The following is a 26,271-nucleotide window of genomic DNA, read 5'->3' as shown; positions in this document are numbered from 1 at the left end:
GCAGAAAGCGCGGCTCAGGTCGATCCCCAGACCTCCTGCGCGGTCTCGACCACCAGCCGCAGCTTGGCGCGCTGCGCCTCGACCGCGATGTTGTTGCCGTGCACCGTGCTCGAGAAACCGCACTGCGGCGACAGCGCGAGCTGCTCGAGCGGCGCGTACATGGCGGCGTTCTCGATGCGGCGCTTGAGCTCGTCCTTGTCCTCCATCTGGCCGAACTTGGTGGTCACCAGGCCCAGCACCACGGTCTTGCCCTTGGGCAGGAAGCGCAGCGGCTTGAAGTCGCCCGAGCGCGCGTCGTCGTACTCCATGAAGTAGGCGTCGAGGTCCATCTCCTTGAGCAGCGCCTCGGCCACCGGCTCGTAGTTGCCGGCCGCGGCATGGGTGCTCTTGAAGTTGCCGCGGCACAGGTGCATGGCCAGCAGCATGCCCGGCGGCTTCTGCGCCACCACCTTGTTGATGAAGGCGGCGTAGCGGTGCGGCAGCTCGTTCGGGTCGTCGCCGCGCTTGCGGGCCGCCTCGCGCATGTGCTCGTCGCAGAGATAGGCGAGGTTGGTGTCGTCCATCTGCACGTAGGTGCAGCCGGCCGCGGCCAGCGAGCGCAGCTCGTCGCCATAGGCCTGGGCCACGTCGTCGTAGAACGCGGGGTCGAGTTCGGGGTAGGCCTCCTTGCTGATGCCGGCGCGGCCGCCGCGGAAGTGCAGCATGGTCGGCGAGGGGATCGTGACCTTGGGCGTGCGGCCGGCCGAGACCTGGCTCTTGAGGTACTCGAAGTCGGCCAGCTGGATGTTCTTGACGTGGCGCACCTTGTCGATGACACGCATCGCGGGCGGGGCCAGTTCCTCGCTGCCGTCGGGCTTGCGGATCGTGACCGGGATGTCGGTCTTCACGCCGCCGAGCTGGTCGAGGAAGTCGATGTGGAAGTAGGTGCGGCGGAATTCGCCGTCGGTGATGCTCTTGAGGCCGATGTCTTCCTGGAACTTGACGACCTCGGCGATGGCCTTGTCCTCGACCGTGCGCAGTTGCTCGGGCGTGATCTCGCCCCTGGCCTTCTGCTCGCGGGCTTCGAGCAGGTATTGGGGACGCAGGAAGCTGCCCACGTGGTCGTAGCGGGCGGGCAGGGTGGCGTGCTGTGACATGAGGATGGAACTCCGGCTTGTCTGAACGAAAGAGGTGGAACGGAACATCGTATCGCCTTGTGCGACGACGTTGATGTGTACAGAGAGATCGGTGTTTTCCCTCGATTCGGCGTAATTGGCTGGAAATTCTCGTGTTTCTGTATACATTGAGTATCCATGGACACGCGATCGCCCCATTTCCCGCTCAACGCCTGGTATGCCGCCGCCTACGACGTGGAGGTGCGGCATGCGCTGCTGCCGCGCACGGTCTGCAACCAGAAGCTGGTGCTGTTCCGCCGCACCGACGGGCAGGTGGCCGCGCTCGAGGACGCCTGCTGGCACCGGCTGCTGCCGCTGTCGATGGGGCGGCTCGAGGGCGACGAGCTGGTCTGCGGCTACCACGGCCTGGTCTACAACAGCCAGGGCCGCTGCACCCACATGCCGAGCCAGGAAACGCTCAACCCCTCGGCCTGCGTGCGCAGCTTCCCGGTGGCCGAGAAGCACCGCTTCATCTGGATCTGGCCCGGCGATCCGGCGCTGGCCGACCCCGCGCTGGTGCCCGACATGCACTGGAACGACGACCCGGCCTGGGCCGGCGACGGCAAGATGATCCGCGTGAACTGCGACTACCGGCTGGTGGTCGACAACCTCATGGACCTGACGCACGAGACCTTCGTGCACGGCTCCTCGATCGGCAACCGCGAGGTGGCCGAGGCGCCCTTCGTCGCCACCCATGGCGACCGCTCGGCCACCGTCACGCGCTGGATGGAGAACATCGAGGCGCCGCCTTTCTGGGGTGGCCAGATCCGCCATGCGCGCGGCTACGCGGGCAAGGTCGACCGCTGGCAGATCATCCGCTTCGAGGCGCCGTGCACGGTCAACATCGACGTCGGCGTGGCCGAGGCCGGCAGCGGCGCGGTGCCCAAGGGCGGCAACCCGGGCGACCGCGGCAAGGGCGTCAACGGCTACGTGCTCAACACCATCACGCCCGAGACCGACAAGACCTGCCTCTACTTCTGGGCCTTCGCGCGCAACTACTGCCTGGGCGAGCAGCGCCTCACGCACGAGCTGCGCGAGGGCGTCTCGGGCATCTTCCGCGAGGACGAGCTGGTGCTCGAGGCGCAGCAGAAGGCGATCGACGAGCATCCCGACCACCGCTTCTACAACCTCAACATCGACGCCGGCTCGATGTGGGCGCGGCGGCTGATCGACCGCATGGTCGACAAGGAGCGGCCCGCGCGCGCCGCGATCCCGATCCGCGTCGACCGGCGGCAGGCCGCATGAAGGTCGCCGCCAGCAGCAGCGCCGGCGAGCCCGGCGACAGCGGCGCCTCGCAGGCCGTGAAGGCGCAGCTGCGGCTGCGCGAGATGATCCTGGCCGGCGAGCTGCCGGGCGGCGCGCGCATCGCCGAGGTCGCGATCTCCGAGCAACTCGGCGTGTCGCGCACGCCGGTGCGCACCGCGCTGATGCGGCTCGAGCAGGAAGGCCTGCTCGAGGCCCTGCCCAACGGCGGCTATGCGGTGCGCACTTTTTCCGAACGCGACGTGGCCGATGCGATCGAGCTGCGCGGCACGCTCGAGGGGCTGGTCGCGCGGCTCGCGGCCGAACGCGGCGCGGCGCCGGTGGTGCTGCGCGAGGCGCGCGGCTGCCTGCAGCGCATCGACGAGCTGCTGCGCGAGCCCGCGCTCGATGACGCCGCCTTCTCGCGCTACGTGACGCACAACGAGCGCTTCCATGCGCTGCTGTGCGAGATGGCCGGCAGCCCGGTCATCGCGCAGCAACTCGAGCGCGTGATCAACCTGCCGTTCGCCTCGCCCTCGGGCTTCGTGATCGTGCAGGCCAATTCGCCGGCCGCGCGCGACATGCTGGTGATCGCGCAGGACCAGCATGTGCAGGTGCTCGACGCCATCGAGTCCGGCGAGGGCTCGCGCGCCGAGGCGCTGATGCGCGAGCACAGCCGCATCGCGCGGCGCAACCTGCGCGAGGCGCTGCACGGCGCGCCCACCGAGCAGCAGCGTCCGCTGCCCGGCGTGCAACTGATCCGCCGCCGCGGCTGAGCGGCTTCCTTCTTTTTCCCGGTCCTGGTTCTCCGATGAAAAGCGATCTCCAATGGATGCAGGCGCAGGTGGTGGCGCTGCGCGACCTCACGCCCACCGTGCGCGAATTCGAGCTGCGGCCCGAGGCGGGCACGGCCGGCGGCCACGAGCCCGGTGCCCATCTGCAGGTGCAGGTGACGAGCGCGCAGGGCCAGTTGCAGACGCGCTCGTATTCGCTCGTGGGGCAGGGCGAGCAGGGCGGCTGGCGCATCGCCGTCAAGCGGCTCGACGACGGCCGTGGCGGTTCGCTCGCGATGTGGCGGCTGGCCGTCGGCGACCGCCTGCAGGTCAGCGCGCCGCAGAACCACTTCGCGCTCGACCTGTCGGCGCCGGGCTACCTGCTGGTGGCGGGCGGCATCGGCATCACGCCGCTGGTGGGCATGGCGCAGCGGCTGAGCGCGCATGCGCGGCGCAGCGGCGTGCCGCTGGCCATGCACTACGGCGCGCGCCATGCGGGCGAGTTCGCCTACCTCGACGAGCTGCGCGCATCGCTCGGCGACGAGAAGCTGCAGACCCACGAAGGCGCCGCGGCCATCGACCTCGCGGCTGCCATCGCCGCGCTGCCCGCGGGCGGCCAGCTCTACACCTGCGGCCCGGCACCGATGCTCGAGGCCGTGCAGCGCGCCTGGGCGGCGGCCGGCCGCCCCGCGGCTGACCTGCGCTTCGAGACCTTCGGCAGCAGCGGCCGGCTGGCCGCGCAGGCCTTCACCGTGCGCGTGCCGCGGCACGACCTCGCGATCACCGTGCCGGCCGACTGCTCGCTGCTCGATGCGCTCGACGCCGCCGGCGTGCAGACCCTGTGGGACTGCCGGCGCGGCGAATGCGGGCTGTGCGCGATGGACGTGCTGGCGGTGGACGGCGAGATCGACCACCGCGACGTGTTCCTCAGCGCGCACGAGAAGCGGGCCACCACCCGCATCTGTGCCTGCGTGTCGCGCGCGGTGGGTACGCTCACGCTCGATTCCGCGTACCGCGCGGACGCCTGACCGGCACCGATCCACCCCCGTTGCGCGATCATCGCGCAGTTCATTTGTCTATCGCGCAACAAAGCGCCGCGCGGGCCCGCGCCTAGGTGAAGGCCCGCGACAAGGAATGTTGCAAAGTGTTGAAAAATAGGCCGATTCCGCTCGTCGCCCCCAAAGGAGAACTCATGCAAAGGCGTCAACTCATCCAGTCCGCGAGCCTCGCCGCGCTCGCGCTTTCCGGCGCGCTGTCCGTGACGGCCGTCCAGGCCCAGGACAACAAGTTCAAGATCGGCCTGATCCTGCCGATGACCGGCCAGTCGGCGTCGACCGGCCGCCAGATCGAGGCCGCCGCGCGCCTGTACATGGCGCAGAACGGCGACACCGTGGCCGGCAGGAAGATCGAGCTGATCGTCAAGGACGACACCGGCCTGCCCGACGTCACCAAGCGCCTGGCGCAGGAACTGGTGGTGAACGACAAGGTCAACGTGCTCGCGGGCTTCGGCCTGACGCCGCTGGCGCTCGCGGTGGCGCCGATCGCCACCCAGTCGAAGACGCCGCAGGTCGTGATGGCCGCGGCCACCTCGAGCATCACCGAGGCCTCGCCCTTCATCGTGCGCAGCGGCTTCACGCTGCCGCAGGTGTCGGTGCCGATGGGCGACTGGGCGCCGAAGAACGGCATCAAGACGGTGGTCACGCTGGTCAGCGACTACGGCCCCGGCAACGACGCCGAGAAGTTCTTCAGCGAGCGCTTCGCGCTCAACGGCGGCAAGGTGATCGACAAGCTGCGCGTGCCGCTGCGCAATCCCGACTTCGCCCCCTTCCTGCAGAAGGTGCGCGACGCCAAGCCCGACGCGCTGTTCGTCTTCGTGCCCTCGGGCGCGGGCGCGGCCGTGATGAAGCAGTTCCTCGAGCGCGGCATGGACAAGGCCGGCATCAAGCTGATCGCCACCGGCGACGTGACCGACGACGACCAGCTCAACGACATGGGCGACGGCGCGCTCGGCGTGGTCACCTCGCACCACTACTCGGCCGCCCATCCCTCGGCCGCGAACAAGAAGTTCGTCGAGGCCTTCGAGAAGGCCAACCCCAAGCTGCGCCCCAACTTCATGGCCGTGGGCGGCTACGACGGCATGCGCGTGATCTACGAGGCGCTCAGGACCAGCAAGGGCCAGGGCGGCGGCGAGGCGCTCTTGGCCGGCATGAAGGGCCAGGTCTTCGAGAGCCCGCGCGGCCAGGTGCTGATCGACGCCCAGACCCGCGACGTGGTGCAGGACGTGTACCTGCGCAAGGTCGAGAAGAAGGACGGGCAGCTCTATAACGTCGAGTTCGACGTGATCAAGGGCGTCAAGGACCCGGGCAAGGCGAAATAGAGCCTCCCGGCTTTTCACTTCGCTTCGCTGCGTGTAATTCGCCACCTCCCGAGGAGGGGACCCTGCCTGCGGCCCGGCAAAGCCGGTTCCGCGGCACGTAGCTGGTGTAAGTTGGCCTCGGTGCGCCGTTGACTTGTTGATATGTTGACTATTCTTTTCGACGGCATCGCCTACGGCATGCTGCTGTTCGTGCTCGCCGTGGGGCTGGCCGTGACGCTGGGGTTGATGAACTTCATCAACCTCGCGCACGGCGCCTTCGCGATGGCGGGCGGTTATCTCACCGTGTTCGCGATGCAGAAGTTCGGCGTGCCGTTCATGCTGTGCCTGCCGCTGGCCTTCGTGGTCGTGGCGCTGGCCGGCGCGCTGCTCGAGCGCACGCTCTACCGGCCCATGTACGGCAAGCCGCACCTCGACCAGGTGCTGTTCTCGATCGGGCTGGCCTTCATGGCCGTGGCGGCCATCGACTACTTCGTCGGCTCCTCGCAGCAGAACGTGCAGCTGCCCGAATGGCTGCGCGGGCGCACCGAGCTCGGCGACGGCGCGCTGATGCTGGGCATGGGCCACTACCGGCTGTTCATCATCGCGGTCTGCGCGGTGCTCACCGTGGTGCTGCAGCTGATCCTCTCGAAGACCCGCTTCGGCAGCCGGCTGCGCGCCGCGGTCGACGACCCGCGCGTGGCCGCGGGGCTGGGCATCAACGTCAACGTGGTGTTCCTGCTGACCTTCGCGGTCGGCTCGGGGCTCGCGGGGCTGGGTGGCGCGCTCGGTGCCGAGATCCTCGGCCTCGATCCGACCTTCCCGCTCAAGTACATGATCTATTTCCTGATCGTGGTCTCGGTCGGCGGCACCTCCTCGATCACCGGGCCGCTCGCGGCCGCGCTGCTGCTGGGCATCGCCGACGTGGCCGGCAAGTACTTCATTCCGAAGATGGGCGCCTTCACCGTCTACCTGCTGATGATCCTGATCCTGATGTGGCGGCCGCAGGGCCTGTTCACGCGCAAGGGAGGCCGCTGATGGATGCGCCTTCCGACTTCCAGTCGCCGCTGCTGCGCAAGGCGCGCTGGCATCCGGTCGAGTTCGTCGTGTGGGCCGTGGCCTTCGCGCTGCCGCTGATCACGCCCTCGCACTCGCTGCTGGTCAACGAGATCGCCATCGTCGCGCTGTTCGCGATGTCGCTCGACCTGATCCTCGGCTACACCGGCATCGTTTCGCTGGGCCATGCGGCCTTCTTCGGCTTCGGCGCCTATGCCGCGGCGCTGTTCGCCAAGCTGGTGATGCCCGACCCGACCGTGGGCCTGCTGTTCGCCATCGTCGTGTCGGCGCTGCTCGGGCTGGTGGCCAGCGTCACCATCCTGCGCGGCAGCGACCTCACGCGGCTGATGGTCACGCTCGGCACCGCGCTCTTGCTGCTCGAGCTCGCCAACAAGCTCGACTGGCTGACCGGCGGTGCCGACGGCCTGCAGGGCGTGGTGATGGGGCCGGTGCTCGGCCTGTTCGAGTTCGATCTCTACGGCCGCACGGCCGCCTGGTATTCGCTGGCCGTGATGCTGGTGCTGTTCCTCGTCATGCGCCGGCTCGTGCATTCGCCCTTCGGCGCCACGCTCAAGGCGATCCGCGACAACCGGCTGCGCGCCATGGCGATCGGCATCCCGGTGGTGTCGCGGCTGGCCGTGATCTACACCGTGGCGGCCGGCGTGGCCGGCGCCGCGGGCGCGCTGCTCGCGCAGACCACCGGCTTCGCCTCGCTCGACGTGCTGGCCTTCGACCGCTCGGCCGACGTGCTGCTGATGCTGGTGATCGGCGGCGTGGGCTGGCTCTACGGCGGCGTCGCGGGCGCCATCGTCTTCAAGCTGCTGCAGACCTGGCTGTCGTCGGTGACGCCGCAGTACTGGATGTTCTGGATCGGCCTGATCCTGGTGTTGCTGGTGCTGGTGGGCCGCGATCGTCTGCTCAAGCCCTGGACCTGGTTCGGTGCCGGCAAGAAGGGCGGTGCGGCATGAGCGACGTATTGCTCCCTCCCCCGCTGGGGGAGGGCTGGGGTGGGGGCAACGGGCCTGTCCATCGCTGCCATCGCATCGACCGCCCGGTGCCCCCATCCCGACCTTCCCCCAGAGGGGGAAGGAGCAAGATCGCGAGGGTCGCAAGATGACCGACACCGTGCTTTCCACCCATGGCCTGGTGATGCGCTTCGGCGGCATCACCGCGACGAACAACGTCTCGATGGAACTCCGGCGCGGCGCGCGCCATGCGCTGATCGGCCCGAACGGCGCCGGCAAGACCACGCTGATCAATCAGCTCACGGGCGTGCTCACGCCCTCCGAGGGCCGCATCACGCTGCTCGGCGAGGACATCACGCGCCTCGCGCCGCACAAGCGCGTGGCGCGCGGGCTGGTGCGCACCTTCCAGATCAACCAGCTGTTCGACTCGATGACGCCGCTCGAGACGCTGGCGCTGGTCGTGTCGCAGCACCAGGGCATCGGCGCGCAATGGTGGCGCCCGCTCGGCGCGACCAAGGCGGTGGCCGAGCGCGCGGGGCAGTTGCTCGAGCAGTTCCACCTGGCCGACGTGGCGCACCAGCAGACCAAGCACCTGGCCTACGGCAAGCGCCGGCTGCTCGAGATCGCGATCGCGCTGGCCTGCGAGCCGCGCGTGCTGCTGCTCGACGAACCCGTGGCCGGCGTGCCCGCGGGCGAGCGCGAGGAGCTGCTGCAGACCGTGGCCGCGCTGCCGGCCGACGTGTCGGTGCTGCTGATCGAGCACGACATGGACCTGGTGTTCAGCTTCGCCGACCGCATGACGGTGCTGGTCAACGGCACCCTGCTGACAGAGGGCGATCCCGAGGCCATCGCCAACGACCCGCGGGTCAAGGAGGTCTACCTCGGCCATGGCCAGTCCGCGGAGGTCGCCCATGTCTGAGCTGCTGCGCATCGAGAACCTGAGCGCCGGCTACGGCGAGGCCGTGGTGCTGCACGACGTTTCCTTCGCGCTCGGCGAGGGCCGCACGCTCGCGCTGCTGGGCCGCAACGGCACCGGCAAGACCACGCTGATCAACACCCTGGCGGGCGCCACGCGCCAGCACGGCGGCAGCATCGCGCTCGGCGGCCAGGCGCTGCACCGGCTCGCGCCGCACCAGCGCGCGGCGGCCGGCATCGGCTGGGTGCCGCAGGAGCGCAACATCTTCAAGTCGCTCACCGTGCACGAGAACCTCACGGCCGTGGAGCGGCCCGGGCCGTGGAATCCGCGCCGCGTCTACGAGATGTTCCCGCGCCTGGCCGAGCGCAAGACCAACCTCGGTACCCAGCTCTCGGGCGGCGAGCAGCAGATGCTGGCCGTGGGCCGCGCGCTGGTGCTGAACCCGAAGCTGCTGCTGCTCGACGAGCCGCTCGAGGGCCTGGCGCCGATCATCGTGGAGGAGCTGCTGCGCGCCATCCGCCGCATCACGCGCGACGAGGGCCTGGCCGCGATCGTGGTCGAGCAGCATCCGCAGGCGATCCTCGCGATCTCCGACGAGGCCGTGGTGCTCGACCACGGGACCATCGTGCATGCCGACAGCGCGGCCGCGCTGCGCGCGCAGCCGCAGGTGCTCGATCGCTTGCTGGGCGTGGCGCGCTAGGCGGTCGACGCATCGGCCGGAAAGACAAGGAGACAGAAGACCATGGCGATCCGGAACACGACGATGCGAAGAACCGCCGGCCTGTCGGCCCTGGCGATCGCCGCGGGCCTGCTCGCCGCCTGCGGCACCGGCGGGCCTTCCGCGCCGCAAAGCCTGAGCCTCGGGCCCGACCCCGCCGCGGCCTGCGCGCGCCTCGCGGCACCGGTGCCGCCCGGCGCGATCGGCCTGCCCAGCGGCATGGCGACCATCGATACCGCCACCCTCGTGGCCGCCGCGCCGCTGGCGGTGGCCGAACGCGGCCCGAGTCCGGCAGTGCGCATCACGCCGGCCACGCCCGCGCACTGCCGGCTGCTCGGGCGCATCGCGCCGCTCGATGCTGCCGCGCCGCCGATCGGGTTCCAGGTCAACCTGCCGCTGGCCTGGAACGGCCGCAGCCTGCAGTACGGCGGCGGCGGGTTCAACGGCGTGCTGATCACCGGCCTGGCGCTGGTGCCGGCGGCCCGCTTCGACCAGCCCACGCCGCTCGCGCAGGGCTACGTGACCTACGGCACCGACTCCGGCCACCAGAACGTGGCCGGCCAGCCGCCGCAGGCCTTCGCGCTCAACGACGAGGCGCTCGAGAACTTCGCGCATGCCTCGTACAAGAAGGTGCGCGACGTGGCCGTGGCGCTGATGCAGCGCGCCTACGGACAGGCGCCGCGCAAGCTCTACTTCATGGGCAGCTCGGAGGGCGGGCGCGAGGCGCTGACCATGGCGCAGCGCTATCCGCGCGACTTCGACGGCATCTTCAGCCGCGTGCCGGTCATCAACTGGACCGGGCTGCAGCATGCGGGCACGCGCAACGGCATCGCCACCTTCGGCGAGGGCTGGCTGCGGCCCGCGCAGGTGCAGCGGGTGCACGAGGCCGTGCTCGCGGCCTGCGATGCCGCCGACGGCACGGCCGATCGCATCGTGTCGAACCCGGTGGCCTGCCTGCAGCGCTTCGACCCGGCCAGCCTGCGCTGCGCGGCGGGCACGCGCGGGGACGACTGCCTCAACGACGCGCAGGTGCAGGCGGTGCGCACGCTGCGTTCGCCGTGGCGCTCGCCCGTGCCACTCGCCAACGGCATCGCGGAGTACCCGGGCTGGGGCATCGGCGGCGAGGCCACGCCGGCCTTCGCCTCGATGGGCGGCTGGAACGCCTGGTGGACCGGCAGTGCCGCGCCGACCGTGCCGCCGCAGCCGAGCAACGGCATCGCGTGGTTCTACGGCAGCGGCGCGCTGCAGTACTTCTATGCCCGCGATCCGTCGCTCGACGTGCGCAACTACCGCGCCGAGGACCATGCGGCGCGCATCGCCACCGTCTCGCGGCTGATGGATTCGACCGACCCCGACCTCGGCGCCTTCAGCGCGCGCGGCGGCAAGCTGCTGATGCTCGAGCACATGGCCGACTATGCGCAGAGCCCGTTCGCGGGCATCCGCTACCACGAGTCGGTGGTCGCGCGCATGGGCCGCGCCGAGGTGGACCGCTTCATGCGGCTGTACACCGCGCCCGGCGTGGACCACGTGGGCAGCGGCGCGCCGGCCAACGTCGACATGCTCGGCGTGCTGGTCGACTGGGTCGAGCGCGGCCGCGCGCCCGCCGGCCTGCAATTGCTCGAGCAGGAGGTGCGGCCGCCCTTCAGGACGGTGCGCGCGCGCCCACTGTGCGAATGGCCGCTGTGGCCGCGCTACGTGGGGGGCGATGTGGCACAGGCGGCGAGCTTCCAGTGCACGCGCTAGCGCCGGGCCGATCTTCAAGCGGCGCTTGAAAGAGTTTCCGGGCGCGAGGGCTTTTTCATGCACGGGCCTGCTCGCACACTGCGGGGTCCCTGTCACACCCTCCACGCCCCATGAACACGACCCCCCTCATCGGCATCGCCGTCCTGAAAGCCCGGCCCGGTCGGCGCGAACCCCTTCGCGCCGCATTGAGCGCGCTGGTGCCGCCCACGCGCCAGGAGCCCGGCTGCCTCGACTACACGCTGTTCGAACTGCGCGACGAACCCGGCAGCTTCTACATGCGCGAGTCGTTCCGGGACCAGGCCGCGCTGGATGCGCATCTGGCCACGCCGCACTTCAAGGCCTTCGAGCAGCGCTTCGACGAACTGCTCGAGGAGCCGATCCGGCTGGTCTTTCTGGAGCAGGTCGCGTAGCGCTCAGATCGCGCAGCCGTCCGGGCCGCAGGCCGGCGTTGCCGACGAAGTCGACGCCGGCGCCGCGAAGCTCGCGAGCTGCGCTTTCCACGCGTCCGGCCGGCCCAGCCACGGGCCGATGTCGACGCGGCTCGCGCCGCCATCGGGCCGCGCGAGCACGAAGGTCGGGAAGCCCTGGCCACCGACGCGGCGCAGCAGCGCGCGGCTGGCCTCGATGTGTTGCGCGGTCGCTTCGCCCGACAGCCGCGCGAAGGCCGCGGCGAAGGCCTCGGCATCGAAGCCCAGTTCCGCGGCCAGCGCCTGCAGCACGTCGGCGTCGGCGATGCGCCGGCCTTCGGCGTAGTGCGCGCGCTGCACGCGATGGGCCATGTCGAGCGCGCCACCCGCGCGCAGCGACTCGGCCGCGAGGATCGCGGTGGTCGGCGGCTCGGAGTCCATCACGGCCGTGCCGTCGCGCAGCAGGCCTTCGAAGTAGGCCTCGCCGAAGGGCTGGCCCGTGAGCTCGGCGATGCGGCGGTCGTGCGGCAGCACGTAGTCGCGCCACTGCGGCGTGATGGCGCGGCGGTTGGCGCCGGTCATCATGCCGCCGCCATGCAGTTCGACGCGCAGGCCCGGCACCTCGCGCGCGGCCTCGACCAGCGGCGCGGCGGCATAGCACCAGCCGCACAGCGGATCGAAGATGCAATGCAGGGTGGTGGCTTCATTCATTGCGGCCATTTCATCTCTCCCTTGATGACCTTCGCGCTCAGTTCGAGCGAGGAGGCGTCTTCCAGCTTGGGGTAGCGCTTCTTCATCGCGGCGATCAGCGCGGCCGAGTCCTTGGCTTTCGCGGCCTCGGTCTCGAAGGCCTGCAGGTAGGCGCGCGTGAAGTTCACCGAGGCGAGCGTGGAGGGCGCCGAGCCGTCGGCGTTCGGCAGGTAGTGGCCGGGCACCACGGTCTTCGGCTTGAGCGCCGCGATGCGGTCGAGCGTGCGGCGCCAGTCGCGGCGCGACTCGGGTGTCTGCATGTCGGCCACCCAGAGGTGGATGTTGGCCGATACCGGCACGCCGCCGACCACGGTCCTGAGCGAGGGAATCCACGCGACGGTGCGCGCGGGCGTGGGGCCGACGACCTGGATCTTGCGGCCCTCGAGCTCGATCGTGTCGCCCGCGAGCGGCTCGGGCACCACCAGCGACTGCGGCGCGTTGTCCTTGAGGATCGGACCCCAGTGGGCCAGCTTGCCGTCCTTCGAGGCCTGGATCGCGGCCACGGTCTGCGGCGTGGCGACGATCTTCGCGTCGGGGAAGGCGGCATGGATCACGTCGAGGCCGAAGTAGTAGTCGGGGTCGCTGTGGCTGATGTAGACGGTGGCGAGCCTGCGGCCGCCGGCCTGGATCTTCTTCACCAGCGCCTGGGCGTCGTTGCGCTGGAACTGGGCGTCGATCAGCACGGCCTCCTTCTCGCCCGAGACGATGCTCGAGGAGACGGGAAACAGCGAGGCCGCGCCAGGGTTGTAGACCTCGAGCGTCAAGGGGGAGGCGGATGCGGCGAGACCGAGGGTGGAGAAGGCGGCGAGCGCGGTGGCGGCGAGGAAGCTGCGGCGGAACATGGCGATTCTTTCTGCGCATGAGGGTGTGACAGGTGAAGCCCGCAGTGTGGATGGCGCCGAACGAAACAAAAACCGGCTTCCGCGCAAAGGATCGTTTCGCAATCCGGTCGAATCGGGCGGATCAGTCGCGCCGCGCCAGCTTCTCGAGGTGCGCCACCAGCAGCTGTGCCGCGGGCGAGAGCGAGGCCTCGTCGCGAAAGCAGATCGCGAAGCGGCGCTTCGCCCACGGGTCGGCCAGCGGCATCAGGCACAGGCCGTAGGCCGCGGTGAAGGGCTGCGCCACCTCGGCCGGCACCACGCTGATCGCGAGGCCGGCGCGCACGACGCGCAGCGCGGCGTCGAAGTTCGACACCAGCACGCGGTGCACCAGCGGCTTGCCCGCGGCCGTGGCCTCGCGCGCGAGCAGCAGCTGCACCGCGCTGAGCGCGGGCATGCCGACGAACTCGTGGTCGAGCAGCTGTTCGAAGCGCACCTCGCGCATCCGCGCCACCGGGTGCGAGGGATGGGCCACCACCGCGAGGTGGTCGCTGCGGTAGTCGCGCCGCTGCAGGCCCTCGAGGTCGGCCGCGTCCCAGCACAGGCCGATCGAGGCCACGCCCTCGCGGATGCCGCGCACGATCTCGGGGCTCACGCGCTCCTCCATGTCGACGCGGATGTTGCGGTGCGCCGGGTCCTGCAGGAAGTCGGCCACGTCCTCGGCCAGCGACTCGGCCATCACCGAGGCCGAGGCCAGCATGCGCACATGGCCGCGCATGCCGCCCGCATAGGCCGCCATGTCGCGCTCGATGCGGTTCACGCTGCCGAGCATGGCGCGCGCATGCTCGAGCAGGGTTTCGCCGGCCGCCGTGGGCACCACGCCGCGGCGGCGCCGCACGAACAGCGGCGTGCCTAGCGTGTCCTCGAGCTGCGCCAGCCGCTTGCTGATGGCCGAGCCGACGATGCTGGCCTGGGCGCCGGCGCGCGCGATGCTGCGGGTCTCGCAGACCGAGACGAACAGGCGCAGGGTGGTGAGGTCGAGGTCGCGCATGGCGTCGGCTCCGTGGTTTTTGTGGTGTTCCGATTCGGAACGGATTGGCTTCCGAAATATAGCTTCTGCATCGAATCGGAAAGTCTAAGAATCAAGCCGATTCCAGACATCCATCCCACGGAGACAACGCCTTGACCGAACCTTCCGCCCCGGCGCGCCCGCACGCCTTCCTGCCGCCGCGCGCCACCGTGCGCGAAGTGGGCCTGCGCGACGGCCTGCAGAGCATCGCCCGCACCCTGCCCACCGCGCACAAGCGCGAATGGATCCGCGCTGCCCATGGGGCAGGCCAGCGCGAGATCGAGGTCGGCTCCTTCGTGCCCGCGCGGCTGCTGCCGCAGCTGGCCGACACGGCCGAGCTGCTGGCCTTCGCGAAGACCCTGCCGGGCCTGTTCGCCTCGGTGCTGGTGCCCAACCTGAAGGGTGCGGAGCGCGCCATCGATGGCGAGGCCGACCTGCTGGTGGTGCCGCTGTCGGCCAGCCATGCGCACAGCCTCGCCAACCTGCGCAAGACGCCCGACGAGGTGGTGGCCGAGGTCGCCCGCATCCGCGCCGCGCGCGATGCCGCGGGCTCGAGGACGCTGATCGAGGGCGGCGTGGGCACCGCCTTCGGCTGCACGCTGCAGGGCCCCGTGGCGCCCGAGGAGGTGCTGCGGCTGATGCAGGCACTGCTCGATGCGGGCGCCGACCGTGTGAGCCTGGCCGACACCGTCGGCTATGCCGATCCGGCGATGGTGCGCAGCCTGTTCGAGCGCGCGCGGGCGATCGCGGGCGAGCGACTGTGGTGCGGCCATTTCCACGACACGCGCGGGCTGGGGCTGGCCAACGTCTATGCGGCGCTCGAGGTCGGCATCGCGCGCTTCGACGCCTGCCTGGCCGGCATCGGCGGCTGCCCGCACGCGCCGGGCGCCAGCGGCAACGTCGACACCGAGGACCTGCTGTTCATGCTGCAGAGCATGGGCGTGGCCACGGGCGTCGACCTACGGCAGCTGCTCGCGCTGCGCGGGCGCGTGGCGCAATGGCTGGACGGCGAGACCCTGCAGGGCACGCTGTGGCGCGCGGGCTTCCCGAAGACCTTCGCGCAGGAAGAGGTGGCGGCATGAGCGCCCTCGAAGAGAAGCGCCTGCCGCTGGCCGGCATCCGCGTGGTCGAGTTCACCCACATGGTGATGGGCCCGACCTGCGGCATGGTGCTGGCCGACCTCGGCGCCGAGGTCATCAAGGTCGAGCCCATCGAAGGCGACCGCACGCGCCACCTGCTGGGCGCCGGCGCGGGCTTCTTCCCGATGTTCAACCGCAACAAGAAGAGCATCGCGCTCGACCTGCGCCATCCGCAGGGGCTCGAGGCCGCGCTGCGCCTGTGCGCCGGCGCCGACGTGGTGGCGCAGAACTTCAAGCCCGGCACCATGGGGAAGTACGGCCTCGACTACGCCGCGCTGCGCCGGCTCAACCCGCGGCTGGTGTACGTCAACCACACGGGCTTCCTGCCCGGCCCCTACGAGCACCGCACCGCGCTCGACGAGGTGGTGCAGATGATGGGCGGGCTGGCCTACATGACCGGCCGGCCCGGCGACCCGCTGCGCGCGGGCACCAGCGTCAACGACATCATGGGCGGCATGTTCGGCGCCATCGGCGCGATGGCCGCGCTGATGCAGCGCGGCCAGACCGGCGAGGGCCAGGAGGTGCATTCGGCGCTGTTCGAGAACAACGTGTTCCTGGTCGGCCAGCACATGCTGCAGTACGCGATCACGGGCCAGGCCGCGGCGCCGATGCCCGATCGCATCTCGGCCTGGGCGCTGTACGACGTGTTCACCGTGAAGGACGGCGAGCAGATCTTCCTGGCCGCGGTCAGCGACGCGCAATGGCAGAGCTTCTGCGATGCCCTGGGCTTCGACGACCTGAAGGCCGACCCGGCGCTGCGCACCAACAACGACCGCGTGCGGCTGCGCCCGACGCTGCTGGCGGACCTGCGCGCGCGGCTGGCCTCGCGCCCGGCCGCCGAGCTGTCAGCGCTCTTCGAGGCGCGCGGCCTGCCGTTCGCGCCGATCGTGCGGCCCGAGGACCTCTACGGCGATCCGCACCTGCTGGCCACCGGCGGCCTGGCCGACATCCGGCTGCCCGACGGCGAGCGCGCGGGCCGGACCGCGCAGACCACGCTGTTCCCGATCACGCTGGGCGGCGAGCGCCTGGGCGTGCGCCTCGATCCGCCGACGCTGGGCCAGCACACGCGCGAGCTGCTGGCCGAGCTCGGCTATGGCGAGGCGCAGATGCAGGCGCTGCTCGACGACGCGGCCGTGGCCTAGGCCGGTTTTTTCTTCCCCCACTACAACGAGAGACAAGACGATGCGCAACCCACTGCCTTTCTTCATCAACCGCCGCGCGCTGCTGGGCCTGGGTGCCGGCGCGGCCGCGCTCGCCGCCTGGCCCGCCTGGGCGCAGGGCGACCGGCCCGTGCGCTTCATCCTGCCGATCAGCGCGGGCTCGGGCGTGGACGCCATCGTGCGCGCCGCCACGGTCGCGCTCGGCAAGGCCTTCGGCCAGCCGGTGGTGGTCGAGAACCAGCCGGGTGCGGGCGGCATCACGGGCACCTCGACCGTGGTCAAGGCCGCGCCCGATGGCTTCACCTTGGGCATGGTGTCGAACAACCACGTCATCAACCCGGCGGTGTTCAGGAAGATGCCCTTCGACCCGATCGCCGACGTGACGCCGATCAGCGTGGTGGGCGCCACGCCGCTGGTGCTGGCGGTGAACCCGAAGCTGCCGGCGAAGAACGTGAAGGAGCTGGTGGCGCTGCTGCGCGCCAAGCCCGAGGGCTACAACTACGCCTCCTCGGGCAACGGCACCATCATCCACCTGGCCGGCGAGATGTTCATGGACGAGGCCGGCGTGAAGGCGCGGCACATTCCGTACAAGGGCACGGGCCCGATGGTCACCGACATGATCGCGGGCCAGGTCGAGATGGGCGTGGTCGCGCTGCCGGCCGTGCAGCCGCACCTGAAGAGCGGTGCGCTGCGCGCCATCGGCCTGTGCGGCCCGGCGCGCTCGCCGGCCGCGCCCGAGATGCCGACCATCGCCGAGCAGGGGCTGCCGAACTATGTGGTCGAGGGCTGGTTCGCGGTGATCGGGCCGGCGAAGATGCAGGCGGCCGAGGTGCAGCGCGTGCACGACGCCGTGGCCGCCGCCTTCACGAGCGCCGAGGTGCGCGAGGCCATGGACAAGCAGGGCAACCTCATCAAGCCGACCACGCCCGAGCAGGCGGCCGCCTATTTCCGCAGCGAGGCGACGCGCTACGCGGCGCTGGTGAAGAAGGCCAACGTGGTGCTCGAGTGAGCACGCGGGCCTTCGCGGCCCGGGGCGATCAGTTCTCGGGCCGCACCGCGCGGTAGAGCGCGCGCACGAAATCCGACTGGGTGATCATGCCGGCCAGCCGCTTCTCGGCGTCGATGATCGGGATGTGGTGGTGGCCGCCCTCGGAGAACAGCGGCACCAGGTCGACCACGGGGCGGTCGGCGCTGGCCACGCGCACCTGGCGCGTCATGATCTGGCCCACCACTTCGGGCTTGTTCGAGACCACGGTGCGGGTGGCGCGGATGAAGTCGCGCAGCCGGCCCGCGATGCCCTCGTGGTGCGCCAGGTCGAGCTGGCGGAAGAAGTCGGCCTGCGTGACGATGCCCACCACGCGGCGCGTGCGGTCGACCACCGGCAGCGCCTTGATGCGGCGCTCGTGCATCAGCGCCCAGGCCTCCTGCAGCGGCGTGCCGAACTCCACCGTGATCGGCGTGCGCGACATGATGTCGTCGCAGTGCAGGGTGCCGAGCCGCCGCTTGTAGCTCTCGAGCTCGGTCTGCTGGATCAGCGACTCGAGGTCGTCGCGGCTGATGTCGAGCACCTGGTTGTAGCGCGCCAGCACGGCATCGATGTCGGCCTGGCTGAAGCGCGCGTCGGCGCGCGGCGGCTGCGCCACCTGCACGTGCGGATAGCGCCGGCCGGTGAAGCTGTTGTAGGCCGCGCCCGCGAGCACCAGCAGCAGCGAGTTGACGAAGAAGGGGAAGAAGGCCGACGACAGGTGCGTGGTGTGGGTGAGCACCGCCAGCAGCGCCGCGGCGCCGCCCGGAGGATGCAGGCAGCGCGCCACGAACATCAGGCCGATGGCGCCGCCCACCGCGACTGCGGCGGCCACCGCCGGGTCGGGAATCCAGTTGACGCTGGCGATGCCCACGATGGCCGACAGCGTGTTGCCGCCTACCACCGACCAGGGCTGAGCAAGCGGGCTGGCCGGCACCGCGAACACCAGCACCGCGCTCGCGCCCAGCGGCGCGATCAGCCACACGGCGTTGCCGCCGAGCGTCTGCGCGATCCAGCGGCAGATCAGCGCCGTGATCAGCAGCCCGAGGGCCGCGCCGCCCATGGCGCGCAGGCGCTCGCGCGCATCGACGGTGGTGCGGCCCGGCAGCCAGGCGCGCAGATAGACGAGGAGCTTGTTGGCGGAGGACATGCGGATCGAAGAGTGTCTCGGTGTTGTTCTTGTTCGTTCGCCGGCCGCCGCTTCAGCCCTCGTGGGCGACGCGCCGTCCGATGTCGGGCCAGCGGCGGTGCAGCCAGACCCAGGCCACCAGGCCGATGGCCAGCATCAGGGTGGAAGTGAGCGCGAGCGCGAGCGTGGAGTGCATCACCAGCGGCGCCACCGCGCCGGCCACGATGCCGTTGGCGGTGGAGCCGATCACGGCCTGCAGCGAGGAGGCCATGCCGCGGCGCTCGGGATGCAGGTCGAGCACCAGCAGCGTGACCACCGGCACCATCAGCGCCCAGCCGAAGGCGAACACCGCGAGCGGCCACAGCGCCCAGGCCACGTGGGCCTGGAAGAAGGTGTTGGCGACCACGTTGACCACCGAGGTGACCAGCATGATCAGGAAGCCGTCGCGGATCTGGCGCTTGGGCGCCACCTTGCCGGCCATGCGTCCGCTGGCGCGCGCGCCGAGCATGATGCCGCCGATGGTCAGCAGGAAGAACCAGAAGAACTGCTGCGGCTGCAGCGCGAGGTGGTCGCCGAGGAAGGCCGGCGCGGCCAGCACGTAGAGGAACATGCCGTTGAAGGGCACGCCGCTGGCGAAGGCCAGCAGCAGGAAGCGCGGGTCGGAACAGAGGTCCCAGTAGCCGCGCAGCAGGTGGCGCACGTGGAAGGACTGGCGGTGCGAGGGGTGCAGCGTCTCGGGCAGCAGCTTGTAGTTGGCCGCGAACAGCACCACGCCCACGGCCACCAGGAACCAGAACACCGCGTGCCAGCCCGCGTGCACGAACAGGAAGCCGCCGACGATCGGCGCGATGGCCGGTGCCACGCCGAAGTAGATCGTGACCTGGCTCATCACGCGCTGGGCCTCGGCGGGCGGGAACATGTCGCGGATCACCGCGCGCGAGACCACGATGCCCGCGCCGGTCGACAGGCCCTGCAGGCCGCGGAACAGCACCAGCTGCGTGATCGTCTGCGACAGCGCGCAGCCCAGCGAGGCCAGCGTGAACACCGCGAGGCCCCACAGCACCACCGGGCGGCGTCCGAAGCTGTCGGACAGCGCGCCATGGAACAGGTTCATGAACGCGAAGCCGAACAGGTAGGCCGAGAGCGTCTGCTGCATCTCGGCCGGCGTCGCGCCGATCGAGCGCGCGATGCCCGAGAAGGCGGGGATGTAGGTATCGATGGAGAAGGGCCCGAGCATGCCGAGCACCGCGAGCAGCACGGCCAGCGCCCAGCGCGGGGCGTGCCAGAGTTTGTCTGCATCGGGATTCATGATGAGGATTGCTCCATTCTTCTTATCTGGGTGGCTGTCGCAGAGGGGCCCAAAAAAGAAAGCGCCCTTGCGGGCGCCTCCTTTGCGGGGAAATACCGGGAGACCGGCTCAGAGCGTATCAATAAAGCTGCGCAGCTTGTCCGAGCGCGACGGATGCTTGAGCTTGCGCAGGGCCTTCGCCTCGATCTGGCGGATGCGCTCGCGCGTCACGTCGAACTGCTTGCCGACTTCTTCCAGCGTGTGGTCGGTCGACATCTCGATGCCGAAGCGCATGCGCAGCACCTTGGCCTCGCGCGGCGTCAGCGAGTCGAGGATGTCCTTGACCACGTCGCGCAGGCCGGCCTGCATCGCGGCCTCGATCGGGGCCGTGTTGCTGCTGTCCTCGATGAAGTCGCCCAGGTGCGAATCGTCGTCGTCGCCGATGGGGGTTTCCATCGAGATCGGCTCCTTCGCGATCTTCATGATCTTGCGGATCTTGTCTTCCGGGATCTCCATCTTGGCGGCCAGGATGCCGGCGTCGGGCTCGAAGCCGAACTCCTGCAAGTGCTGGCGCGAGATGCGGTTCATCTTGTTGATGGTCTCGATCATGTGCACCGGGATGCGGATCGTGCGCGCCTGGTCGGCGATCGAGCGCGTGATCGCCTGGCGGATCCACCACGTGGCGTAGGTCGAGAACTTGTAGCCGCGGCGGTATTCGAACTTGTCCACCGCCTTCATCAGGCCGATGTTGCCTTCCTGGATCAGGTCGAGGAACTGCAGGCCGCGGTTGGTGTACTTCTTGGCGATCGAGATCACGAGGCGCAGGTTGGCCTCGATCATTTCCTTCTTGGCATCGCGCGAGGACGATTCGCCCTCGTTCATGCGCTTGTTGATGTCCTTGAGCTCGGTCAGCGGCACCACCACGCGCGACTGGATGTCGGCCAGCTTCTGCTGCAGTTCCTGCACCGGCGGAATGTTGCGCGCGAGCACGGCGCTCCAGGGCTTGCCGGCGGCGGCCTGCTTCTCGACCCACTTGAGGTTCAGCAGGTTGGAGGCGATGCGGTTGCCGTTCTTGTCGAAGCCGCTGAAGTCGCGGATGAACTCGTCCTGCGGGAAGCCGCACTTGTCCACGATGATGCGGCGCAGCTCGCGCTCCTTCTTGCGCACGTCGTCGACCTGGGTGCGCACGAGGTCGCACAGGCGCTCGATGGTGCGCGCGGTGAAGCGGATGGTCATCAGCTCGTCCGACAGGGACTGCTGGGCCTTGGTGTACGAGGGCGTGCCGTAGCCTTCCTTGTCGTAGACCTTGTGCACCTTCTCGAACATCTCGGCGATGCGGTCGAAGCGCGACAGGGCCTCGTTCTTGAGTTCCTCGAGCTTCTTGGTCAGCGCCTTGGAGCCGCCCTTGCCGTCGTCGTCGTCTTCCTCGTCGAATTCGTCGAAGTCTTCCTCGGCCACGTAGTCGTCGGCCTCGTTGGGGTTCGAGAAGCCGTCGACGATGGTCGAGATGACAACCTTGCCTTCACGGATCTCGCCGGCCAGGCGCAGGATCTCGGCGATGGTGGCAGGGGAGGCCGAGATGGCCTCCATCATCGCCATCAGGCCGCCTTCGATGCGCTTGGCGATCTCGATTTCGCCTTCGCGGGTCAGCAGTTCGACCGTGCCCATTTCGCGCATGTACATGCGCACGGGGTCGGTGGTGCGGCCGAATTCGCTGTCCACGGTGGAGAGAGCCGCTTCGGCTTCCTCTTCCGCTTCCTCCACCGTGGTCGCGGTGGGGGCGGTGTTGTTCAGCAGCAGGGTCTCGGCGTCGGGGGTCTGCTCGTAGACGGCCACGCCCATGTCGTTGAGCATGGTGACCACGACTTCCATGGTCTCGGCGTCGACCAGCTTGTCGGGCAGGTGGTCGGAGATTTCGCCGTGCGTCAGGTAGCCGCGGGTCTTGCCCAGCGTGATCAGGGTCTTCAGGCGCGAGCGGCGCTTGGCGAGGTCTTCCTCGGACAGCACGGTCTCGTCGAGGCCGAATTCCTTCATCAAGGCGCGTTCCTTCGCCTTGCTGATCTTCATGCGCAGCGGCTTGACCTTCTCCTCGGTCGTCGCAACGGCGGCCGCGGGTTCGTCACCGGCCAGGTCGTCCTCGATGTCCGACAGGTCGACGTCGCTCTCGGGCGCATCCTTGTCGGCCTTGGGCTTGCGGCCGCGCTTGGCGCCGGTGGCGGGAGCGGCGGCGGTGCTGGCGGCCTTGGGCGGGCGGCCGACCTTCTTGGCCGCGGGGGCTGCAGCGCCTGCGGCAGCCGTCTTGGCGGCTGTCTTCTTGGTGTCGTCGGTGGTGGTCGTCGATTTCGTGGGCACGGTTTTCACTTTCGTTGCGGCTGCCGCCTTGGACGCGGCTGCACCCGTCTTAGTTGCCGGCAAAGCGGCCGCTTTCAACGGTTTTTCGGCTGCAGGCTTGGCGGCGGCGCTTTTGGCGGGTGAAGGAGCAGGCTTCTTTGAACTGGGCATACGACCTCGTTACAACAAGAATGAACAAGCGGGATCACACGAAATCACACGGGCGCGGTCCGCGAGGACAGCGCCGCCAGCCCGGCACGGCCGGACAGGAACAATTGGGGAAAAGAGGAATAAATCCTCAATAGGCAAGATGTCGGGCGATCATTTGGTGTGCAGTCCTTGCGGGTATTGGCCCTTTCCAGCGGGGTTGCCGTGGAGTGCGTTGCGCGAGGGGCCGGTCCGGAGGTGCTGCTGTCGCTCTTGCCGATTTCGCCAGTTGCGAAGCCCTACATTATAGCGTCTTGCGCAAATTTCAAGCAATCACACCGTCTTGGGGCGCATGCGGGCGCGCAGCTCAAGCCGCCGCGCCTCGAGCGCCTTGTAGCGCTCGAGCGCCCGCGGATCCTTGCCGACGGCCGCGATGGCCTCGCTCTGCTGGAACTTGAGACGGTCGTCGAGCATGAAGTCGAGCACGCTGCCCAGCTCGCGGGCGGCCTCGGCCTGCAGGTCGCTCTCGCTGGCCTCCGGATCGACGGGCGGGCCGCCTTCCGCGGCCGTCATCAGCTTGTCGGCCAGCGCCTCGAATTCCTGGCCGCGCAGGCCCTCGCGCAGCGCGGCCCACGACTGGGCGCCGTGCTCGTGCAGCTGGCTGTCGAGCCAGGTAAAGAGCGCGCCGTGCGGCCCCGGCAGCTCGCACAGCATCAGGTGCACCTCGTGCGACAGCGGTTCCCACTGCGCCATGTTGGCGAGCAGCAGCCGCACCGCGATGTCGGGCCGGCTCAGCGGCTGGCTGCGCCCGCGCATCGGTTCGCGCGGCGGCTCCTTGCGGCCGAAACGCTTGTTGAACGGTCGCTTCTTGCTATCGTTTTCGTAGTGGCGCTCGCGCTCTTCGTAGACCGGCGGTTCCGGGAAGTAGCCGTCGTCGTCGGGCGGTCGCTCCTGGCTGCGCTCGGCCTGGCGCGAGGCGCCGCCGCCACGCGGCGCCGCCGCCGTGGCCCAGAGGTCCGACAGCGCGGCCGCGTCGAGCTGCACCAGCGTGGCGATCTCGCTCAGCAACTGGCGCTTGAGGGCACCGTCGGGCAGCGCGCTCCACAAGGGGCGCACGTTGCTGCTCATGTGGGCGCGGCCCTCGGCGGTGCCGAGGTCGCAGCCCTCGCGCGCGGCCTCGATCATGAAGCGCGACAGCGGCGTGGCCTCCTGCACGAAGCGCGCGAAGGCGTCGGCTCCGAACTCGCGGATGAAGCTGTCGGGATCGTGCTCGGCCGGCAGGAACAGGAACTTGATGCTGCGCGTGTCGGTGGCATAGGGCAGGGCGCCGTCGAGCGCCTTGCGCGCCGCGCGGCGGCCGGCGGCGTCGCCGTCGAAGCTGAACACCACCGATTCGGTGAAGCGGAACAGCTTCTGCACATGCTCGGTGGTGCAGGCCGTGCCCAGCGTGGCCACCGCGTTCGGAAAGCCGAGCTGAGCCAGCGCCACCACGTCCATGTAGCCCTCGGTCACCAGCGCGTAGCCGCGGTCGCGGAAGGCGGCGCGGGCCTCGTAGAGACCGTAGAGCTCGCGGCCCTTGCTGAAGACGGGCGTTTCGGGCGAATTCAGGTACTTGGGCTTCTCGTCGCCGAGCACCCGGCCGCCGAAGCCGATGCATTCGCCCTTGACGTTGCGGATCGGGAACATCACCCGGTCGCGGAAGCGGTCGTAGCGCTTGGCCTCGCTGGCCTCGACCTGGCCGTCCTCGGTGTTGACGATCACCAGGCCGCTCTCGGCCAGCAGCGGGTCCTCGTAGTCGGGAAACACGCCCGCGAGCGTGCGCCAGCCCGGCGGCGCATAGCCGATGCCGAATTGCTTGGCGATCTCGCCCGAGACGCCGCGGCCCTTCAGGTAGTCGATGGCGCCGGGCGCCTGGCGCAGGTGCTTGCGGAAGGCGTCGCCGGCCTTCTCGAGCACGTCGGTCAGCGTGGCCTGCTTCTGGCGCTGGCTGGCGGCGCGCGCGCGTTCGGCCGGCGAGGCGTCGTCTTCCGGCACCTGCAGGCCGTACTGGCCCGCGAGGTCGTGCACGGCCTCCACGAAGCCCATGCCGGCGTGCTCCATGAGGAAACCGATGGCGTTGCCGTGGGCGCCGCAGCCGAAGCAGTGATAGAACTGCTTGGTCGGGCTGACCGAGAAGGAGGGCGACTTCTCGCCGTGGAAGGGGCACAGCCCCATGAAATTGGCGCCGGCCTTCTTGAGCTGCACGTAGCGGCCGACGATTTCCACCACGTCGGCGCGCGCGATGAGTTCCTGGATGAATGAAGCGGGGATGGTCATGTAGGCGGGGAGCGGCAAATCATACGCAAGCCGCGGGTCCCCCGCGACCCGGCGGCATACTGGCGGCGACCGACCATCCCGCCCGCATGACGACGCTCAATCCGCTGAAACACGCCGCCCCGCTGCTGCGCCACCCGCTGCGCTTCGGCTGGGAGGCCCTGAAAGAATTCCGCGCCAACCAGGGGCTGCTGCTGGCCGGTGCCGTGGCCTATTACGCGCTGCTGTCGATCGTGCCGCTCTTGATCGTCAGCGTGATCGCGCTGTCGCATGTGATCGACCAGGCCGAGCTGCTGCGCACCATCGGCCGCTACCTCGAATGGCTGCTGCCGGGGCAGTCGAAGGCCATCGTGGCCGAGCTGTCGAGCTTCCTGGACCACCGCGATGTGCTCGGGCCGGTGCTGCTGGTGACGATGATCTTCTTCAGCTCGCTGGCTTTCAGCGTGCTCGAGAGTGCGATGGCGGTGATCTTCCATCACCGCAAGGCCGACCACAAACGCCATTTCCTGGTGTCGGTGGCCATGCCCTACGTCTACATCCTGTGCCTGTGCGTGGGGCTGCTGCTGGTCACGCTGGTGTCGGGCGCGTTGCAGCTGGTGGGGCAGGAGAGCGTCGACCTGCTCGGGCGCAGCTGGTCGCTGTCCGGCGTGTCGGGGCTGCTCCTGTACCTGCTGGGGCTGGGCGGCGAGATCTTCATGCTGACCTCGCTCTACCTCGTGATGCCGGCCGGGCGCATGTCGCTGCGCCATGCGCTGCTGGGCGGCATCACCGCCGCGCTGCTGTGGGAGGCCACGCGGCGGATCCTGATCTGGTATTTCTCGACGCTGTCGCAGGTGAACGTCGTCTACGGCTCGCTGACCACGGCGATCGTGGTGTTGCTGAGCCTGGAGATCGCGGCCACGCTGGTGCTGCTGGGCGCCCAGGTGATCGCGAACTACGAGCGTTTGGACCGCACCGGCAGCACCCGCGTGCGGCCGTCCTCGGTCAGCGGGGAGGGAGTCGAATCGCTCCGTCCAGCCGGATCACCTCGCCGTTGAGCATGTCGTTCTCGATGATGTGCTTGGCGAGCTTCGCGTAGTCGGCCGGGGTGCCCAGGCGCGAGGGGAAGGGCACGCTGGCGGCGAGTGCGTCCTGCACTTCCTGCGGCATGCCGAACAGCATCGGCGTGCCGAAGATGCCGGGGGCGATCGTCATGTTGCGGATGCCGTTGCGCGCCAGGTCGCGTGCGATCGGCAGCGTCATGCCGACCACGCCACCCTTCGAGGCGCTGTAGGCGGCCTGGCCGATCTGGCCGTCGTAGGCCGCGACCGAGGCGGTCGAGATCAGCACGCCGCGTTCGCCCGTGGCTTCGGGCTCGTTCTTGCTCATCGCGTCGGCGGCCAGCCGGATCATGTTGAAGCTGCCGATCAGGTTGACCGTGACGGTCTTGCTGAACACCGCCAGCGCGTGCGGGCCGTTCTTGCCCACGGTCTTCTCGGCCGGCGCGATGCCGGCGCAGTTGATCAGGCCGACCAGCTTGCCGAGCTGCAGCGCGGCCGCCACCGCGGCCTGGCCGTCGGCTTCCTGGCTCACGTCGCACTTCACGAACACGCCGCCGATGTCGCGCGCGACGGCTTCGCCCTTGTCGGCCTGCATGTCGGCGATGACGACCTTGGCGCCGTTGCCGGCCAGCATGCGCGCCGCGCCTTCGCCGAGGCCCGAAGCGCCACCGGTCACGATGAAAACCTTGCCGTCGATCTGCATGTAGGAGTCTCCTGAGGAAGAAAAGCACTGCAT

22 protein-coding genes and 1 pseudogene are annotated in these 26,271 nt (G+C 69.6%); 14 read left to right on the top strand and 9 right to left on the bottom strand.

Features of this window, described 5'->3' with window-relative positions; all coding sequences use genetic code 11:
* Nucleotides 1–14 precede the first annotated feature (14 nt).
* Nucleotides 15–1,136, bottom strand: a complete 1,122-nt coding sequence (locus KV106_RS27020; protein ID WP_261213698.1) for a 5-methyltetrahydropteroyltriglutamate--homocysteine S-methyltransferase — start codon at nt 1,134–1,136, stop codon at nt 15–17.
* A gap of 156 nt (nt 1,137–1,292) precedes the next feature.
* Between KV106_RS27020 and KV106_RS27015 the strand changes: the two genes are divergently transcribed.
* From KV106_RS27015 to KV106_RS26970, 10 genes are all read left to right on the top strand, one after another.
* Complete coding sequence (locus KV106_RS27015) at nt 1,293–2,399, top strand: aromatic ring-hydroxylating dioxygenase subunit alpha (RefSeq protein ID WP_261213696.1); 1,107 nt, start codon at nt 1,293–1,295, stop codon at nt 2,397–2,399.
* Nucleotides 2,396–3,172, top strand: a complete 777-nt coding sequence (locus KV106_RS27010) for a GntR family transcriptional regulator (protein ID WP_261213694.1) — start codon at nt 2,396–2,398, stop codon at nt 3,170–3,172. Before KV106_RS27015 ends, KV106_RS27010 begins: the two co-directional genes overlap by 4 nt.
* A gap of 35 nt (nt 3,173–3,207) precedes the next feature.
* Nucleotides 3,208–4,197 (top strand): PDR/VanB family oxidoreductase, encoded by a 990-nt coding sequence (locus KV106_RS27005; protein ID WP_261213692.1) that lies wholly within the window; start codon nt 3,208–3,210, stop codon nt 4,195–4,197.
* Nucleotides 4,198–4,361: 164 nt separating this feature from the next.
* The gene (locus KV106_RS27000; RefSeq protein WP_261213690.1) at nt 4,362–5,546 is read left to right on the top strand and encodes an ABC transporter substrate-binding protein; all 1,185 of its coding nucleotides are present in this window, start codon (nt 4,362–4,364) and stop codon (nt 5,544–5,546) included.
* A 141-nt stretch (nt 5,547–5,687) separates the two neighbouring features.
* Nucleotides 5,688–6,560 carry a branched-chain amino acid ABC transporter permease gene (locus KV106_RS26995; RefSeq protein WP_057595671.1) on the top strand — a complete coding sequence of 291 codons (873 nt, stop codon included), beginning with the start codon at nt 5,688–5,690 and terminating at the stop codon, nt 6,558–6,560.
* On the top strand, nt 6,560–7,546 hold the full coding sequence (locus KV106_RS26990; RefSeq protein WP_057595670.1) for a branched-chain amino acid ABC transporter permease: 987 nt from the start codon (nt 6,560–6,562) through the stop codon (nt 7,544–7,546). The genes KV106_RS26995 and KV106_RS26990 overlap by 1 nt, the downstream gene beginning before the upstream one ends.
* Before the next feature lie 145 nt (nt 7,547–7,691).
* Nucleotides 7,692–8,462: an ABC transporter ATP-binding protein gene (locus tag KV106_RS26985; protein WP_261213687.1), complete on the top strand. Its 771-nt coding sequence runs from the start codon at nt 7,692–7,694 to the stop codon at nt 8,460–8,462.
* Nucleotides 8,455–9,159 (top strand): ABC transporter ATP-binding protein, encoded by a 705-nt coding sequence (locus tag KV106_RS26980; protein WP_261213685.1) that lies wholly within the window; start codon nt 8,455–8,457, stop codon nt 9,157–9,159. The genes KV106_RS26985 and KV106_RS26980 overlap by 8 nt, the downstream gene beginning before the upstream one ends.
* Nucleotides 9,160–9,222: 63 nt before the next feature.
* Nucleotides 9,223–10,920, top strand: a complete 1,698-nt coding sequence (locus KV106_RS26975) for a tannase/feruloyl esterase family alpha/beta hydrolase (protein WP_261213683.1) — start codon at nt 9,223–9,225, stop codon at nt 10,918–10,920.
* A 110-nt stretch (nt 10,921–11,030) separates the two neighbouring features.
* The gene (locus tag KV106_RS26970; RefSeq protein ID WP_261213681.1) at nt 11,031–11,330 is read left to right on the top strand and encodes a putative quinol monooxygenase; all 300 of its coding nucleotides are present in this window, start codon (nt 11,031–11,033) and stop codon (nt 11,328–11,330) included.
* A gap of 3 nt (nt 11,331–11,333) precedes the next feature.
* Here the strand turns inward: KV106_RS26970 and KV106_RS26965 are convergent, their stop codons facing one another.
* The 3 genes and pseudogenes from KV106_RS26965 to KV106_RS26955 form a co-directional block, all read right to left on the bottom strand.
* Nucleotides 11,334–12,047 (bottom strand): DsbA family protein, encoded by a 714-nt coding sequence (locus KV106_RS26965; RefSeq protein ID WP_057590430.1) that lies wholly within the window; start codon nt 12,045–12,047, stop codon nt 11,334–11,336.
* Nucleotides 12,041–12,919, bottom strand: a pseudogene (locus KV106_RS26960) (MBL fold metallo-hydrolase); the annotation flags it as partial. The pseudogene KV106_RS26960 and the gene KV106_RS26965, both read right to left, overlap by 7 nt.
* 121 nt (nt 12,920–13,040) lie before the next feature.
* Nucleotides 13,041–13,946, bottom strand: a complete 906-nt coding sequence (locus KV106_RS26955) for a LysR family transcriptional regulator (RefSeq protein WP_057590428.1) — start codon at nt 13,944–13,946, stop codon at nt 13,041–13,043.
* Between the two features lie 131 nt (nt 13,947–14,077).
* Here KV106_RS26955 and KV106_RS26950 point away from each other — a divergent pair, with 131 nt between their 5' ends.
* The 3 genes from KV106_RS26950 to KV106_RS26940 are packed head-to-tail and all read left to right on the top strand — an operon-like array spanning nt 14,078 to nt 17,272.
* Nucleotides 14,078–15,046 carry a hydroxymethylglutaryl-CoA lyase gene (locus KV106_RS26950; RefSeq protein ID WP_261213676.1) on the top strand — a complete coding sequence of 323 codons (969 nt, stop codon included), beginning with the start codon at nt 14,078–14,080 and terminating at the stop codon, nt 15,044–15,046.
* Nucleotides 15,043–16,245: a CaiB/BaiF CoA transferase family protein gene (locus KV106_RS26945; RefSeq protein WP_261213674.1), complete on the top strand. Its 1,203-nt coding sequence runs from the start codon at nt 15,043–15,045 to the stop codon at nt 16,243–16,245. Before KV106_RS26950 ends, KV106_RS26945 begins: the two co-directional genes overlap by 4 nt.
* Before the next feature lie 40 nt (nt 16,246–16,285).
* Complete coding sequence (locus tag KV106_RS26940) at nt 16,286–17,272, top strand: tripartite tricarboxylate transporter substrate binding protein (protein WP_261213672.1); 987 nt, start codon at nt 16,286–16,288, stop codon at nt 17,270–17,272.
* A gap of 28 nt (nt 17,273–17,300) precedes the next feature.
* Here KV106_RS26940 and KV106_RS26935 read toward each other — a convergent pair whose 3' ends face one another.
* The 4 genes from KV106_RS26935 to dnaG all read right to left on the bottom strand — a co-directional run bounded on the left by KV106_RS26935 (nt 17,301) and on the right by dnaG (nt 24,498).
* Nucleotides 17,301–18,437 carry an HPP family protein gene (locus KV106_RS26935; protein WP_057590424.1) on the bottom strand — a complete coding sequence of 379 codons (1,137 nt, stop codon included), beginning with the start codon at nt 18,435–18,437 and terminating at the stop codon, nt 17,301–17,303.
* A 52-nt stretch (nt 18,438–18,489) separates the two neighbouring features.
* The gene (locus KV106_RS26930; RefSeq protein WP_261213670.1) at nt 18,490–19,725 is read right to left on the bottom strand and encodes a multidrug effflux MFS transporter; all 1,236 of its coding nucleotides are present in this window, start codon (nt 19,723–19,725) and stop codon (nt 18,490–18,492) included.
* Between the two features lie 108 nt (nt 19,726–19,833).
* A complete protein-coding gene (gene rpoD / locus KV106_RS26925) occupies nt 19,834–22,206 on the bottom strand; it encodes an RNA polymerase sigma factor RpoD (protein WP_057590422.1) in 2,373 nt (790 codons plus the stop codon).
* Nucleotides 22,207–22,515: 309 nt separating this feature from the next.
* Entirely contained in the window at nt 22,516–24,498 is a 1,983-nt protein-coding gene (dnaG, locus tag KV106_RS26920) for a DNA primase (protein ID WP_261213666.1), read from the bottom strand.
* 86 nt (nt 24,499–24,584) lie between these two features.
* Between dnaG and KV106_RS26915 the strand changes: the two genes are divergently transcribed.
* Entirely contained in the window at nt 24,585–25,532 is a 948-nt protein-coding gene (locus KV106_RS26915) for a YihY/virulence factor BrkB family protein (protein ID WP_057590420.1), read from the top strand.
* On the opposite strand, the gene KV106_RS26910 is transcribed toward KV106_RS26915, so the two are convergent.
* Nucleotides 25,480–26,238 carry a 3-hydroxyacyl-CoA dehydrogenase gene (locus tag KV106_RS26910; protein WP_057590419.1) on the bottom strand — a complete coding sequence of 253 codons (759 nt, stop codon included), beginning with the start codon at nt 26,236–26,238 and terminating at the stop codon, nt 25,480–25,482. The two genes, KV106_RS26915 and KV106_RS26910, sit on opposite strands and share 53 nt — an antisense overlap.
* Nucleotides 26,239–26,271 lie beyond the last annotated feature (33 nt).

This window comes from Variovorax endophyticus, assembly GCF_025376855.1.
In the GTDB taxonomy this organism is placed as follows: Bacteria; Pseudomonadota; Gammaproteobacteria; order Burkholderiales; family Burkholderiaceae_C; genus Variovorax.
The sequence above is the reverse complement of the archived record's forward strand: the minus strand, read 5'-3'. Positions and strand labels throughout refer to the sequence as shown.

What these genes read in the sequence shown, in the direction of transcription:
- KV106_RS26930 (WP_261213670.1), bottom strand. Translation starts at nt 19,725, where the DNA reads ATGAATCCCGATGCAGACAAACTCTGGCACGCCCCGCGCTGGGCGCTG.
- rpoD (WP_057590422.1), bottom strand. Translation starts at nt 22,206, where the DNA reads ATGCCCAGTTCAAAGAAGCCTGCTCCTTCACCCGCCAAAAGCGCCGCC.
- KV106_RS26965 (WP_057590430.1), bottom strand. Translation starts at nt 12,047, where the DNA reads ATGGCCGCAATGAATGAAGCCACCACCCTGCATTGCATCTTCGATCCG.
- KV106_RS27015 (WP_261213696.1), top strand. Translation starts at nt 1,293, where the DNA reads ATGGACACGCGATCGCCCCATTTCCCGCTCAACGCCTGGTATGCCGCC.
- KV106_RS27010 (WP_261213694.1), top strand. Translation starts at nt 2,396, where the DNA reads ATGAAGGTCGCCGCCAGCAGCAGCGCCGGCGAGCCCGGCGACAGCGGC.
- KV106_RS26980 (WP_261213685.1), top strand. Translation starts at nt 8,455, where the DNA reads ATGTCTGAGCTGCTGCGCATCGAGAACCTGAGCGCCGGCTACGGCGAG.
- KV106_RS26985 (WP_261213687.1), top strand. Translation starts at nt 7,692, where the DNA reads ATGACCGACACCGTGCTTTCCACCCATGGCCTGGTGATGCGCTTCGGC.
- dnaG (WP_261213666.1), bottom strand. Translation starts at nt 24,498, where the DNA reads ATGACCATCCCCGCTTCATTCATCCAGGAACTCATCGCGCGCGCCGAC.
- KV106_RS26935 (WP_057590424.1), bottom strand. Translation starts at nt 18,437, where the DNA reads ATGTCCTCCGCCAACAAGCTCCTCGTCTATCTGCGCGCCTGGCTGCCG.
- KV106_RS26910 (WP_057590419.1), bottom strand. Translation starts at nt 26,238, where the DNA reads ATGCAGATCGACGGCAAGGTTTTCATCGTGACCGGTGGCGCTTCGGGC.
- KV106_RS26995 (WP_057595671.1), top strand. Translation starts at nt 5,688, where the DNA reads ATGTTGACTATTCTTTTCGACGGCATCGCCTACGGCATGCTGCTGTTC.
- KV106_RS26940 (WP_261213672.1), top strand. Translation starts at nt 16,286, where the DNA reads ATGCGCAACCCACTGCCTTTCTTCATCAACCGCCGCGCGCTGCTGGGC.
- KV106_RS27000 (WP_261213690.1), top strand. Translation starts at nt 4,362, where the DNA reads ATGCAAAGGCGTCAACTCATCCAGTCCGCGAGCCTCGCCGCGCTCGCG.
- KV106_RS26990 (WP_057595670.1), top strand. Translation starts at nt 6,560, where the DNA reads ATGGATGCGCCTTCCGACTTCCAGTCGCCGCTGCTGCGCAAGGCGCGC.
- KV106_RS27020 (WP_261213698.1), bottom strand. Translation starts at nt 1,136, where the DNA reads ATGTCACAGCACGCCACCCTGCCCGCCCGCTACGACCACGTGGGCAGC.
- KV106_RS26955 (WP_057590428.1), bottom strand. Translation starts at nt 13,946, where the DNA reads ATGCGCGACCTCGACCTCACCACCCTGCGCCTGTTCGTCTCGGTCTGC.
- KV106_RS26975 (WP_261213683.1), top strand. Translation starts at nt 9,223, where the DNA reads ATGCGAAGAACCGCCGGCCTGTCGGCCCTGGCGATCGCCGCGGGCCTG.
- KV106_RS26945 (WP_261213674.1), top strand. Translation starts at nt 15,043, where the DNA reads ATGAGCGCCCTCGAAGAGAAGCGCCTGCCGCTGGCCGGCATCCGCGTG.
- KV106_RS26970 (WP_261213681.1), top strand. Translation starts at nt 11,031, where the DNA reads ATGAACACGACCCCCCTCATCGGCATCGCCGTCCTGAAAGCCCGGCCC.
- KV106_RS26915 (WP_057590420.1), top strand. Translation starts at nt 24,585, where the DNA reads ATGACGACGCTCAATCCGCTGAAACACGCCGCCCCGCTGCTGCGCCAC.
- KV106_RS27005 (WP_261213692.1), top strand. Translation starts at nt 3,208, where the DNA reads ATGAAAAGCGATCTCCAATGGATGCAGGCGCAGGTGGTGGCGCTGCGC.